Here is a 13,377-nt window from a genome sequence, read left to right on the forward strand (position 1 = left end):
CGGCAATTCACACCCGTCACGCATTGCATGGGCCGAAACGTTATAATATTACGGCGTCAAATCGAGGCTATCCTAGGCGATGTGATGACCAATCAATTCCTGCGAGCAACAGCCCTGACAGGCTCCCTGCTGGTCCTTGCCGGCGCGGGTGCGGCCCAGGCGCAGACTGTGGATGCCCAGCCGGAGCGCGACATCGACGTGGTCACGGTGACTTCTTCGGCGCTCCAGGTTGACGCCGACGAGGTCGCGGGTGCCGTGGAAGTCGTCGACCGGCGCCATATCGAGGACAATCTGTCCGGGTCGCTGGCCGACACCATTGCCCATGAACCCGGCGTGTCCACCAGCTTCTTCGGGCCCGCATCCTCCCGGCCGGTCATTCGCGGCCTCGGGTCCGACCGGGTCCGGGTCGTCGTCAATGGCGTCGGCCTGATCGATGCCTCGACCAATTCCCCCGACCATGCCGTGGCCTCCGAAGCGCTGGAAGCGGAAAGCGTCGAGATCCTGCGCGGTCCCGCGGCCATCGCCTACGGCGGCGGAGCCATTGGCGGTGTGGTCAATGTGATCGACGGCCGTATCCCCTCGGAGCGAGCCAATGAGGGCGGTGAGCGTCCGCTGGAAGGCCGCGCCATGGTGCAGGGCACGACAGTCGATGAGGGGCGCACCGCTGCCGGCCGTATCCGCTTCAATGCCGGCTCACTGGTGTTCAACATCGAGGCCCTGACACGGAGTGCTCAGCCCTACGACATTCCCGGTTATGCCGAGTCCGAGGCGTTTCGCCTGCGCGAGGAAGCCGAGGAGGGCGGCCATGACGACGACCATGGGGAGGGCGACGACCATCCCTTCGGCATGGTGGAGAATTCGCAACTCGATTTCGATGCTGCCTCGTTCGGTGTGTCCTGGGTCGGCGAGAGCGGCTTCATCGGCGTTGCCGTCAAGCGCTCGAACGCGCTCTACGGCATTCCCGGTGGCCATGCTCACGGTGAGGAGCACGAAGACCACGGCCACGCCGGCGACGACCACGCTGGCGACGAGCACGCAGAAGACGAGCACGGCGAGGACAGTGTCCGTATCGACCTGGAGCAGACCCGCTATGATCTGCGGGGCGAGTGGCGTGACCTCGGTGACCATGTCGAGCGGGTGAAATTCTCCTTCGGGACGGGCGACTACCGGCATGTCGAGCTGGAAGGCGCGGAAACCGGGACCATCTTCAACAATGAGGGCTGGGAAGGCCGGCTCGAGGTCCGCCATCGCGACGTCGAACTGGGTAACGGTATCTGGGAAGGGGCAGGCGGACTGCAGGCCTTCTCGCGCGATTTTGCCGCCATCGGCGAGGAAGCTTTCGTGCCGGCCTCGCAGACCCGTGACTGGGGCGCCTTCCTCGTCGAGCGCTGGGACACCGGCGTGTGGGGTGTCGAGGGCGGCCTGCGTGTCGAGACGCGGGAAATCGACACCGCCTCCCAGGGCCGCGATTTCGATACCCAGAGCCTGTCCGGCTCGGTCTTCTACCGCCCGGTCGATGGCACTTTCCTCGCGCTGACCGCCTCCCGCTCCGAGCGGGCACCAACCGATGTCGAGCTGTTCGCGGACGGGCCCCACCTGGCGACCCGGTCGTATGAGCGCGGCGCCGCCGATCTGAGCGTCGAAGCCGCGACCTCGTTCGAACTGACGCTGCGGACACAGCTGGACGCCTGGGATCTGGAAGCCGCGGTCTTCCGGGCCGATTATGACGGCTTCATCACCCAGTTTGCCACCGGCACCGAGGAGGACGGGCTGCCCGTCTTCGTCTATCGTCAGGAAGATGCCAACCTGACCGGCTTCGAGACCCGGCTGACCGGTCCGCTCGGTCGCTGGCAGGGCTGGGACCTGTCCGGCGAAGTGGTCGCGGAATATGTCAGCGGCGAGCTCGATTCCGGTGCCAACCTGCCGCGCATCCCGCCGCTCTCGGCGACCATTGGAGTGACGGCCGAAACGGCGCGTCAGACCCTGCACGTGGAAGCGGAATGGGCCGACGTCCAGGACGAGATCGCCGACTACGAGCTGAAGACCGGCGGCTACATCCTGGTCAATGCCCGCTGGTCGGTTGAGCCGTTCGAGGATCGCGGGCTTCGTCTGCTGTTCGAGGGACGCAATCTCGGCGACGAAGAGGCCCGGTTGCACACCTCATTCCTCAAGGACCAGCTGCCGCTGCCGGGCCGCAATTTCCGCGCCGCCCTGATCCTCGACTTCTAGCCCGCGGCATTGCGGGCCGGCCGACGGCACCCACGGTTTACCATGTCCCTGCGTGCCCGCGTTGCTGCCCCCGGGCTTATCCGCTATCTAGCCAGTCGAAGAATTGAAGGGGTAATTCACCATGGCTGACACCGCCGCCACCGAGCCGCGCCTGACCGGTTCCGTTCCGCTCTACCGGGATGTCGAACCGCTCAATCGCCAAAAGCACAAGACCTATGGCGTCAACACCATCGACTCGCCGTTCAACTTCCTGAAGGAATGGCACTTTGTTCCGGCGATCAGCCCGGAATTCGCGTTTGCCTGCGGCAGCTATCCGATCATCTTCTTGGGTGACAAGAAGATGCCGGTCCTGGTCATGGGCCTGCGCCAGGGCAGCAACCTCTTCGTCAATGACGAAGGCCAGTTCGACCACGAGCACTACATTCCGGCCTATGTGCGCCGCTATCCGTTCGTCAGCGCCACCAGCGGCACCGACCAGAACTCCACCGTCTGCATCGACATGGCGGCCGAATTCGTCGTCTCTGAGAACCCGGAGCGTCCCTTCTTCGACGCCAATGGCGAGCCGACCGAATACACCCAGCAGGCCATCGACTTCGTGTCGGCCTTCGAGAACGACGCCAAGTCGACCGAAGCCTTCGTCGAGCGCCTGACCGCGCTGGACCTGCTGGAAAAGAAAGACGTCAAGGTCGCCAATCCGCAGGATCCGGAAAACCCGGTCACCGTGGCGGAATACTGGGGCGTGTCGAACGAGAAGTTCACCAACCTTTCCGCCGACCAGCTCAAGAAGCTGCACGACAGCGGCGACCTGGTGGCGATCACCGCTCACCTGATCTCGCTGCAGCGCTGGGATCGCATCCTGCGTCGCACCTCGCTGCAGGCGGCCCCGAAACAGGGCTGATTGTCGGCGAGGATCACTGCAACGGCCGTACCCCAGGGTGCGGCCGTTTTGCATTTCGGGATCACCTTTCCGGGAGGACGCTTTCGACAGCGGGCGAATTCCGCCTATATCCCCGGTGTGCCGTACCGGTCCCGCCACTGACATGAGGTTCTTGATGCGTTCAGTCCTTGCCTTTCTGGTTGCGCTTATTGCGGTGACCGGCCCCGTCCAGGCCATGCAGGTGCCGGGGAGCTGGTCGCCGAGCGACCAGATCATTGATGCCCAGCTGGTGGCGGATCGCGATGTCGTGGCTCCGGGCGAGGACTTTCTCATCGGCCTGCACCAGGTGATGCCTGACGGCTGGCACACCTATTGGCGCAATCCGGGCGATAACGGCCTGCCCGTCGAGATCGACTGGACCGTGCCCGACGGGGTCACTGTCGGCGACATCCTGTGGCCAACCCCGGTCGAATTGCCGCTCAGCGACATCATCATGGATTACGGCTATCGCGGCGAGGTGGTGTTGCCCATGCCGGTCACGGTCGATGCCGGGTATGCCGGCACCCGTATCGACATCCGGGCCGACGCCGTGTGGCTGGTCTGCGAAGAGATCTGCGTGCCCGAGGAGCGGACACTGAGCCTCAGCCTGCCGGTCGGTCCGGAACCGGTTCAGAGCGAAGCGGGCTACTGGTACATCCGCGGCGCGCTCGACGCCTTGCCGACCCCGCGCGACGACATAGACGCCTCGTTCAGCCTTTCGGACGGCTATCTCGTTCTGGCCCTGGCCGGCGGCCCGTTCACCGGTGGCGAGACCGAAATCCGCGATCTCAAGCTCTTCCCGGCCGAGTCTGGCCTGATCGAGCATGCCCGGCCCCAGACCATCGAGCAGCGGCCCGACGAGACCCTGGTCATCGCCCATCCCGGCTACCAGCTGGAAAACGGGCTCGACGGCGACTACCTGGCGGTCCTGACCTATGACGTGCAGGTCGGCGACAGCTGGCAGAGCCAGTCGATCGAGATCACCGTGCCTGCGGCTGACCGTGAGTTCGGCCTGGCATCCGAAGCCGCGGCGGACCCTGCCGTCAGCATCAATCTCCTCGTCATGTTCATCGCCGCCCTGGCCGGCGGACTGATCCTCAACCTGATGCCGTGCGTCTTCCCCATCCTGTCGATCAAGGTGCTCAAATTCGTCCAGTCGGCGCACGGGCACCCGGAAGTCGTGCGGATCCAGGGTCTCGTCTTCCTGGCCGGCGTCCTGGTCAGCTTTGTGGGCCTGGCCGGGCTGCTCGTCATCCTGCGCGAGATCGGCATGCCCGTCGGCTGGGGATTCCAGCTGCAGGTGCCGCTGGTGGTCGCCATCCTCTCCCTGCTGCTGTTCGCCATCGGCCTCAACCTGATGGGCGCGTTCGAGGTCGGCTCGCGACTGATGGGCGTGGGCGCCGGACTGGCCGACAAGCCGGGCAAGCGCGGGGCCTTCTTCACCGGCGTTCTGGCCGTGGTCGTCGCCGCGCCCTGTGTTGGCCCGCTGGCCGCCGGAGCGCTCGGACTCGCCCTGACCCAGCCGGCCCCGGTGGTGCTGCTGATCGCCGCCGCTCTGGGCCTCGGTCTGGCCGCGCCCTTCGTCCTGCTTAGCTTCTTCCCGGCCTTGCTCGAGCGCCTGCCTCGTCCCGGGCCATGGATGGTGACCTTCCGCCAGGTGCTCGCCTTCCCGATGTTCGGCTCGGCCCTGTGGCTGATGTGGGTGCTCGCCATCCAGACCGGCGCCAATGGCGTGCTGCTGCTCGGCATCGCCATGCTCGCCCTGGCCTTTGCCGTCTGGGCCCATGGCCAGCGCGGACTGGTGTGGCGGCTGATGACCGTGCTCGGCCTGGTGCTGATCGTGGTCTCCACCGCCTTCGTGGCGCGCCTGCCGGACACGTCGGCGACCATTGCGGCCTCGAGCACCACCGAGCCGTGGTCCCGCGAGCGCGTCTCGGCACTGCGCAGCGAGGGGCGGGCGGTGTTTGTCGACGTCACCGCGGCCTGGTGCGTGACCTGCCAGGTCAACAAGATGCGCGTGCTCAACGATGCCGATGTCCGTACCGCGTTCGCCGAATTCGACGTGGCCTTCCTGCAGGCCGACTGGACCAATCGCAACGAGGACATCGCGGCGCTGATCTCCGAGCACGACCAGGCCGGCGTGCCGCTTTACCTGTTATATCCCGCCGATGGCGGCCCGGCCCGCGTGCTGCCGACCGTGCTCAGCCGTGACGGCGTGATCTCGGCGCTTCAGGGGGCGGTCGGCCGCTGACCCTGCGGCGCATCCCGTTCAGTCCAGGCCGGCCTCGTGGTCGGCGGCAGGGGCGAGCTGTACGGCCTGTCCCATCAGCGTGACGATCGCGTCGTAGGCGCGTGCCTCGGCGGCTCCGTCCTCGGCGTCGGACACGGCCCGGAGGCGGGCATCGGCGTCCGCTGCCATGCCGCGGAAGATGCAGCCCAAGTCCTCGGGGCCGCCGGCATCGTCGACGGCGCGTCCGAGCAGGACCGCTTGCACCGTGAACTGCTCCAGCTGCGCCACCAGCGGGTCACCCGGCGCCATCTCCGGTGCCGGGGCTGCAGGGCGGGCCCGGGCCTGCGCGGCGCGTCCCTGGGCCTCCTGTTCGATGTCGGCCGCAAGATCGGCCAGCTCTTGGCCGGGTCCGGCCAGGGCTGGCGCGGTCAGGGCAGCGGCCAGGGCGAGGCTTGTCAGTAGTCTGGACATCGGAGACTCCGCGACGGTTTCGTTTGCGCCCAGCTTGCAACTAAGGCCTTGATTTCCGGTGAATGGCGGGCATTACGGGCGCAGCGGGTGCCAAAGCGGGTTCACAGATGCCCCGCGCCCGTGGAAAACACCGACTTCGCGAGCCGTCCCGCCCGCCGCCGACACAGCCGGAGAAACCGATGAGCGCCAAGAAGCCCTTCCGACCCAAGGCCCGCCGCCCGCGCGGTTTCGAGGACCGCAGCGGATCCGTGCTGCGCGTCGAGCGCCATCTCGTCGATACCGCCAGCCGCATCTACGACAAATGGGGGTTCGAGCCGCTGCAGACTCCGGCCTTCGAGTTCGCCGACGCCCTCGGCAAGTTCCTGCCGGATGAGGAGCGGCCCAATGAAGGCGTGTTCGCGCTCGAGGATGATGACGGCCAGTGGCTGTCCATGCGCTACGATCACACGGCTCCGCTGGCGCGCTATGTGGCCGAGAACTTCCAGGATCTCAACAAGCCCTACCGGCGCTACCAGGCCGGTGACGTGTGGCGCAACGAGAAGCCCGGTCCGGGCCGTTTTCGCCAGTTCGTGCAGTGCGACGCCGACACGGTCGGTGCAGCCGGCGCGGCCGCCGACGCCGAGATGATCGCCCTGGCGGCCGACGTCATGCGTGCGGTGGGCCTGGCCGACGGCGATTATGTGGTGCGGGTCAATGACCGGCGGGTCTTGGACGGCGTGCTGGAAAGCATCGGTGCCGCCGAGCCGGAACGCCGCATGCGCGTGCTGCGCGCCGCCGACAAGCTGGACCGGCTGGGACGCGACGGCGTCGCCGCGCTCTTGGGCGAAGGCCGCAAGGACGACAGCGGTGATTTCACCGAGGGTGCCGGGCTCGACAGCAAAGGGGTTGATACCGTTCTCGCCTTCCTCGACGCCGGTGGGGGCAGCCGTGACGACGTCATCGGGCGCCTCGAGCCGCTGATCGGTGCGTCCGAAAAGGGCCAGGCCGGTCTCAAGGCGCTGGCGGAGATCCACGCTGTTCTCAAGGCCATCAAGGTCGATGAGAGCCGCGCCGTGTTCGATCCGTCCGTGGTCCGTGGCCTGGGCTATTATACCGGCCCGGTGTTCGAGGCCGAGCTGCTGGCCGAGGCCACCTACGAGGACGGCAGCCCGATCCAGTTCGGTTCGGTCGGCGGTGGCGGGCGCTATGACGACCTCGTGGCGCGCTTCACCGGCCAGGCCGTTCCGGCCACCGGCTTTTCCTTTGGTGTCAGCCGCTTTGCTGCGGCACTGCGGGCCCTCGACCTGACCGGAGGCAGCACGGGCGACGACCTCGTCATCGTGGTCGCCGCCGACAAGTCGGCCTCGGCCGAATACCTCGCCATGGCCGCCGAATTGCGCGCCGCGGGTTTCCGCGCCGAGGCTTTCGTCGGCAGCGGCAATATGGGCAAGCAGATGAAGTATGCCGACCGCCGCGACGCTCTGGCCGCCATCATTGTCGGTTCCAACGAGCGCGAGGCCGGTGAGGTGACGATCAAGGATCTGCGCCTCGGTCGCGAACTGGCCGCCGGAATCACCGACAACCGCCAGTGGCGCGAAGAGCAGCCGGCCCAGCAGACCGTCAGTCGGACCAATTGGGTCGCCGCGGTCCACGAGCTCGCGGCCCGCTACAAGGATCAGGATTAATTTAAGCGCTTGGCCACCTTATCCGCGAAACTTCGCTGGAGCGGGCTTGACGCAGGCAGGGCGGTGCGTCAACGTCGGGACATGGATCGGGCCTGACCGTCCGTCCTTTCGGCGTTTCGGGGAGGAGACGCCTTCTATCGACCAACCGTTATCTAGGGGCTGGCCTTTGCCAGCCCTTTTTTTTTGGCGTTCCGCCCTGCCGGAACTTTCACTCCTGGCTCCGGCAAGGCCGAGTGCGGAATCAATTCGGCTCGTCGAGGGCGTCGCCGTCGCGGTCCTCGATGTGGATGCGGGTGACGCCGTCCTCGCTGTCCTGCTGGCGCAGCTGAACGACCCTGCGCCCGCGAGTGTCATTGCCGCCGAGCAGGCGGGATGATTCAAGGCGATTGAGCCACTCGACCATCTCGTCTCCGGTCTTTTCCTCGCCATCGACCCAGATGCGCTGGCGGCCATCCTCGTCGCGTTCCAGGCGCAGGTCTTCTGCAGGTCCCAGGAGTTCGCTCAGTTCTTCGCGCCGTTCGTCCAGTTCCATGTCACGCATGGCGCGGACCCGGTCCCGTTCGGCACGCGCCTCGTCGCGGTGCACGCGACGCATCTCCAACCGCATCTCACGATGGGCTTCGGCCATTTCCCGTTCGGCATGGCGCATTTCTCGCCCGGCATGCCCCATTTCGGCCTGGACCTCACGCATGGCCTCGCGGATTTCCTCGCGAGCCTCTGCCAACTCGGCCCGGACTTCTGCCTTCTCTTCCTCGGACAATTCCTCCCAGTCACCCGTGTAGATCCGGTGTTCACTGTCCAGACCGGCGAGAGCGCTCTGCAACGACCCCATGATCTCTTCGTGCAGGCCGTCGAACTCGAAGTCGAAGTCCATGCCCTCCAGCATATCCGCCATCGCTTCGGCGTGATGCTCCCAGTCACCGCGCTCGACATGGATGCGGCGTCGCATGTGATCGCCGTGGCGTGTGCCATCGATCACCTGGATGGTGTCACCCTCTATGATGATGGTGCTGTCCGGGCCGGCCTCGATGCGTTCGCCGTCGACCGTAATCACGCCATCGCGGATCTCGATGTGCTGGCCGCCAACCGAAATGATGCTGGCCGGTCCGTCGTGGTGATCGCTCTTGCCCTGGTCGAGGGCAAAGGCGCCGGCGGCGATGGTGCACATGGCCGCTCCGGCCAGAAGAATGCGTTTCATGTCTAGTCCCCTTGCAAATATCTCATCGCCACCCTGCCGCCCCTGGCATTACGGGGCGGCTGCGCGGGCCTGAACTATTTGTCACTCGGGCGAGACGCCTCCGGCGCTTGCCAGGTGGGTATCGAGGAAACGCACAAAGGCTTCCGAAGCGGCAATCCTGTTGTCCCGCCGCCGGAAGCCGTGTCCTTCATCGGGGAACAGCACGTACTCCACCGGAACACCATTGGCTTCCACGGCCGCGACCAGTTCATCGCTTTCCACCTGCAGAACGCGCGGGTCATTGGCCCCCTGGACGACCAGCATCGGCTTGGTGATCTGGTCGGCGTGGAACAGCGGAGATATCGCACGGTGGCGCTCGCCATCGGTCGCCGGATCGCCCATCTCGTCATACAGCGCCTCGCGGAAGGCCTCCCACCAGGGCGGGATCGATTCCAGGGTGCGCACCCAGTTGGTCACGCCGAAGATGTTGATGCCAACCTCGAAGGCATCGGGATGGAAGGCGAGGGCGGCGGCCGTCATGTAGCCGCCGTAGGAGCCGCCGATGACCCCGACTTGCCCGCCATCGACCCAGTCCTGCTCGCGCAGCCAGTCGCCGGCCGCCACGATATCGCGCAGGTCTTCCTCGCCGTGCCGCCGGTCATCCATGTGGAAGAAGGTCTTGCCGTATCCCGACGAGCCGCGATTGTTGGCCGCGTAGACCGCATAGCCGTGATTGACCAGGTGCTGGATGGTGGCCGAGTAGCCGACCCGGCTCTGCCCGCCGGGCCCGCCATGCACCCAGACGAGTGCGGGCACCGGAGTGTCCGCCGAGGCCTGGTGCGGCCGGTAGAGGATGCCGGGAATTTCGACGCCGTCAAAGCTCTCGAACCGAACCACTTCCGCGTCCACCAGCTGGTCTTGCGAAATCGCCGGGTTGAGGGCATCGGTCAGCTGGCGGTGGTCACCACTGTCCAGGTCCACGACATGGACATTCGACGGTGAGGTGGCGCTGTCGATCAGGAAGGCGATGCGGCGTTCGTCACGCGAGAACCGCACGGACCCGAGATCCCCCGCCGGCAGGTCGGGCAGGCTGACCGGTTCACCAGTCCGCGTATCGAGCACCGTGACCGAGGTCCGACCGTCCTCATTGATGCCCGAGACCCGGAAATCCCCGCTCGGCGAGAAGGTCACGAACTGGACGTCCCAATCGGCGGTCACCAGCGGGGCCCGCTCACCGCTGGCCAGGTTGTAGGTCCAGGCCTGGTTGAATTCGCCGTGCTCGTCGGTGGCGTAGACCAGGGCAGAGCTGTCAGGGGTGAAGGTGTAGACCCCGTGCGAGATATTGCCTTCGTGCTCTGTGATCAGCTCCGCCACCGGCTCGTCCTGCGCCAGGTCGACCAGCAGGATGTCGCTGTCCGCCGAGGTCTGGTTGCGTACCAGCGCCAGCCACCGCCCGTCCGGGCTGATATCGCCCAGCTGCAGGGCGTCGCTATTCTCGAACACCATCTCGGCGCTGTAATCGGCAAGGTTGATCTCGTAGACGTCGAACGCGGAAGCATCGCGGGCATTGGTGGTCACCCACACCGCGTCCCCACCCGGTGCCCAGCCGGCGAAGTCCGCCTTCAGGTTCTCGCCGGGCGTCAGGTCGGTCAGGCTGCCGTCCGTTTCGCGCACATAGACATGGTTCAGTTCGTCGCCACCAGTGTCGGCGGTGACCAGCACCCGGTCATCGTTCGGGAACCAGCTGACGGCGTAGGTCGCATTGCTGCCGGACTCGGTCAGCGGCGTGCGCTCGCCGCTTTGCGGGTCCATGCGATAGACGTTGAACACCCCGGTTTCGTCGGACGACACGAGGAGGTCCCCGGTCTCCGCCGAGAAGGCATGGCCCGACGACCGCGCCATGCCGAAACTGGTGGTCATGTGGAAGGTCGCCGCGTCGTGTTCCGGCGGTACCTCTTGGGCCAGGGCCGGGGCGGTCAGAAGTGCTCCGGCGGTCAGTGTAAGCATGCAGGCAATGCGAGACATGATGCGTCCTCCCCGATCAGGCGAAAAACGTTAACGCACATCACGCTGCGCGCAAGCCATGCGCGACGAAAGTCGGCGCTGCGGCGCGCGTGGATCTAGGGTCAGCCGATGTCGCGCTGCCGGACACCTTGTGGGCTACAGTCTCGATAATTCCATGAATTTCCTTGATAGTCCGCGATATTCACCTGTCATTCCCGCGGGGAATACCAAAGACTTTGCTCGTCGGCCCGCCTCCAGGGTGGGCGTGAGTGAGTGAAAGAGCGACAAGATGAAGTTTGGCGATCACCTGCGGTTGCAACGTGAACGGGCCGCCTGGACCCAGCCGGAAGCGGCGGCCCGGGCCGGCATTGAACAGTCCTACCTGTCCAAGCTTGAGACCGGGAAATCCTATCCCTCCGACGAAGTGTTCGGACGCTTGGTTCAGGCTTACGGGATTGATGTGAAAGCCTTGGTCAGTGATCTCGACCCGGACGAAATTGACGCCTTGCCGAACGTGGCCAGCGTTCGCGCAACCCGAATGACCCTGCAGCGGACCGCCCGGAACCTGTCGCGGGGCTGGATGCTGGCCGGGTTGGCTTGTCTTCTGGTCGGTGGCGCTTCGGCGGGCGCGGCCCTGACCGCCTCAGACACGAGCCACGTCGAATATATCTACCTGTCCCGCGGCGTGATCTTGCCGGGTGAACCCCTCGACGTGTTTGCCCTTGTAGATGCTGGTTTTGGGGGGACTCCTGACAGAGTAGCAGAGATGAGAGCGCAGCAGATCGCGCTGCAGGAGCGCCTCGATGAAGAAGTTCGCGTTCAGCGCATCATGCAGGGCGAGGGCTTTGTCGAGACCGTGGATAACGGGCGCCGCTATTTTCGCGCACTCGACAGCCAGACCGTAGTGGAACGGTCGCCATTGCGCTGGTTCTGGATACCGGGCCTGATGAGCCTGTTCGGGGCGCTGGGCTGCTTCATCATCAGCTTGCGCTGGAAATAGGCATTCATACCCGGGTCGGGTTCGCCGGCCCCTGAGCATAAACAATCTGGAGACTATCATGTCGCAGCTTCGCATCCTTGCGGGTGCCGTGGCCGGGGCACTCGTGTGCCTTATGCCAGCCACCACGTCCGCCCAGTCCACCGGCAGCGATCCGGTCCTCACGGAACGCATCGACCGCTTCGTGCGCCAGAGCCAGGCCAATGGCGTGGTACCCGGCGCGATCGGGGTCTGGGTTGAAGGAGAGGCGGTCTATCAGGGCTTCTTCGGAGAGGCCGACCGGCGCACGGGTCGCGGTTTTGACACCGACACCCTGTTCGACATCGGCTCCCTGACCAAGCAGTTTACCGCGGCAGCTATCCTGGTTCTCGCCGAACAGGAGCAGCTCTCCCTGCAAGACAGGCTGGCCGATCACTTCGAGGATGTCCCAGCCGACAAGGCGGACATCACGATCGACCAACTGCTCAGCCATTCGTCGGGTTTGTCGGATGATACCGGCGGCTTCCAGGGACATGATGCCGATCCCTTCGTGTCGGAGGCGGAGTTCATGGCGGCCCTGTTCGCCAGCCCGCTCACATCGGTGCCGGGCACGCGGCACGAATACACCAATGCGGGATATTCGGTGCTGGCCTCGATCATCGAACGGGTGTCGGGGCAGGACTATGAAGCCTTCCTGCGCGCAACGCTGTTCGAGCCAGCGGGCATGCACCACACCGGCTATCGGCTGATGGACTGGCACGAGGACCAGGCGGCGCGCGGCTATAATTACCGCCAGCCCGATCCGGCACGGGCCGATACCGGCTGGTTCTTCCTGGAGCGCTGGCGCGAAGAGGCGGTTACCTGGCATTTGCGGGGCAATGGCGGGCTGCATTCCACGATGGCGGATCTGGAGCGCTGGCACCGCGCCTTCCAGGATGACCGCATTCTCTCGGCAGGGAGCCGCGCGCGCATGGGAGCGCCCCATATCCCCAGCGGTTTCGATATGCCGGGTTTCACGCATTACGGCTATGGCTGGGCCGTTGGGACCAGTCCCCACGGGACGCCGGTGCTGAGCCATAATGGCGGCAATGCCATCTTCTTCGCGTCGATCCACCGCTATCCGGAAGAGGATATCCTGGTCCTGCATCTCACCAATGAGGCCAGCCGGGAGATGGAACGCATGGGGTATGCGATCCGCCACATGCTGTTCGATGCCGACTACGAACCCGTCCCGATCGCGCCCTATGCAATCCGTCTGGTGGAGGACTTCACGACGCACAATTCGCCCGTAGCCGTGAGCCAATTGCCGGCTCTGCTGGAAGCCCGCGGGGCGGGACCAATCGAGGAGGCGTGGGTCTTCAATCGGCTCGGATTTCATTTACTGGAGGAGGGCCGGACGGAATGGGCCATCGCGCTCATGCGATGGAATACGCGGATCTTTCCAGGCGACGGCAATCTGCAGGATTCTTTGGCCACGGCCTATGCCCGTTCCGGACAGGTGGACTTGGCCTTGCGGCATTACCGCCTGTCCCTGGAGATGGATCCGGGCGACGGAAATTGCCACTGGTGCGATCACGCGCGGCGGCAGATCGAACGGCTGGAAGGGGAATAGATGGCACCTTGGCGTCGCTGTTCCGGTGGCGCCGGGGAGACGGATATTCTCACAAAAGAAAAGGCCCGCTCAATCGAGCGGGCCTTTCCCTGTTCGGT

Annotated in this window: 9 protein-coding genes; 6 read left to right on the forward strand and 3 right to left on the reverse strand. The window is 65.5% G+C overall.

Annotated features, from left to right (window positions below; translation table 11 throughout):
- Positions 1-84 precede the first annotated feature (84 nt).
- From ACXYMR_RS10865 to ACXYMR_RS10875, 3 genes are all read left to right on the forward strand, one after another.
- Entirely contained in the window at positions 85-2,229 is a 2,145-nt protein-coding gene (locus tag ACXYMR_RS10865; RefSeq protein ID WP_458942882.1) for a TonB-dependent receptor, read from the forward strand.
- 121 nt (positions 2,230-2,350) lie between these two features.
- A complete protein-coding gene (locus ACXYMR_RS10870) occupies positions 2,351-3,127 on the forward strand; it encodes a SapC family protein (RefSeq protein ID WP_458942883.1) in 777 nt (258 codons plus the stop codon).
- 154 nt (positions 3,128-3,281) lie between these two features.
- On the forward strand, positions 3,282-5,396 hold the full coding sequence (locus ACXYMR_RS10875) for a protein-disulfide reductase DsbD family protein (RefSeq protein ID WP_458942884.1): 2,115 nt from the start codon (positions 3,282-3,284) through the stop codon (positions 5,394-5,396).
- 18 nt (positions 5,397-5,414) lie between these two features.
- Here the strand turns inward: ACXYMR_RS10875 and ACXYMR_RS10880 are convergent, their stop codons facing one another.
- Positions 5,415-5,846 (reverse strand): hypothetical protein, encoded by a 432-nt coding sequence (locus tag ACXYMR_RS10880; RefSeq protein WP_458942885.1) that lies wholly within the window; start codon positions 5,844-5,846, stop codon positions 5,415-5,417.
- 179 nt (positions 5,847-6,025) lie between these two features.
- Between ACXYMR_RS10880 and hisS the strand changes: the two genes are divergently transcribed.
- Entirely contained in the window at positions 6,026-7,510 is a 1,485-nt protein-coding gene (gene hisS, locus ACXYMR_RS10885; RefSeq protein WP_458942886.1) for a histidine--tRNA ligase, read from the forward strand.
- A 241-nt stretch (positions 7,511-7,751) separates the two neighbouring features.
- On the opposite strand, the gene ACXYMR_RS10890 is transcribed toward hisS, so the two are convergent.
- Positions 7,752-8,708 carry a hypothetical protein gene (locus tag ACXYMR_RS10890; protein WP_458942887.1) on the reverse strand — a complete coding sequence of 319 codons (957 nt, stop codon included), beginning with the start codon at positions 8,706-8,708 and terminating at the stop codon, positions 7,752-7,754.
- Positions 8,709-8,789: 81 nt separating this feature from the next.
- A complete protein-coding gene (locus tag ACXYMR_RS10895) occupies positions 8,790-10,712 on the reverse strand; it encodes a S9 family peptidase (protein ID WP_458942888.1) in 1,923 nt (640 codons plus the stop codon).
- Positions 10,713-10,980: 268 nt separating this feature from the next.
- Between ACXYMR_RS10895 and ACXYMR_RS10900 the strand changes: the two genes are divergently transcribed.
- Together ACXYMR_RS10900 and ACXYMR_RS10905 are read left to right on the forward strand one after the other, a co-directional pair.
- Complete coding sequence (locus ACXYMR_RS10900; protein WP_458942889.1) at positions 10,981-11,691, forward strand: helix-turn-helix domain-containing protein; 711 nt, start codon at positions 10,981-10,983, stop codon at positions 11,689-11,691.
- Between the two features lie 58 nt (positions 11,692-11,749).
- Positions 11,750-13,279: a serine hydrolase gene (locus ACXYMR_RS10905; RefSeq protein WP_458942890.1), complete on the forward strand. Its 1,530-nt coding sequence runs from the start codon at positions 11,750-11,752 to the stop codon at positions 13,277-13,279.
- Positions 13,280-13,377 lie beyond the last annotated feature (98 nt).

The sequence above is a fragment of the Maricaulis sp. CAU 1757 genome (assembly GCF_054482675.1).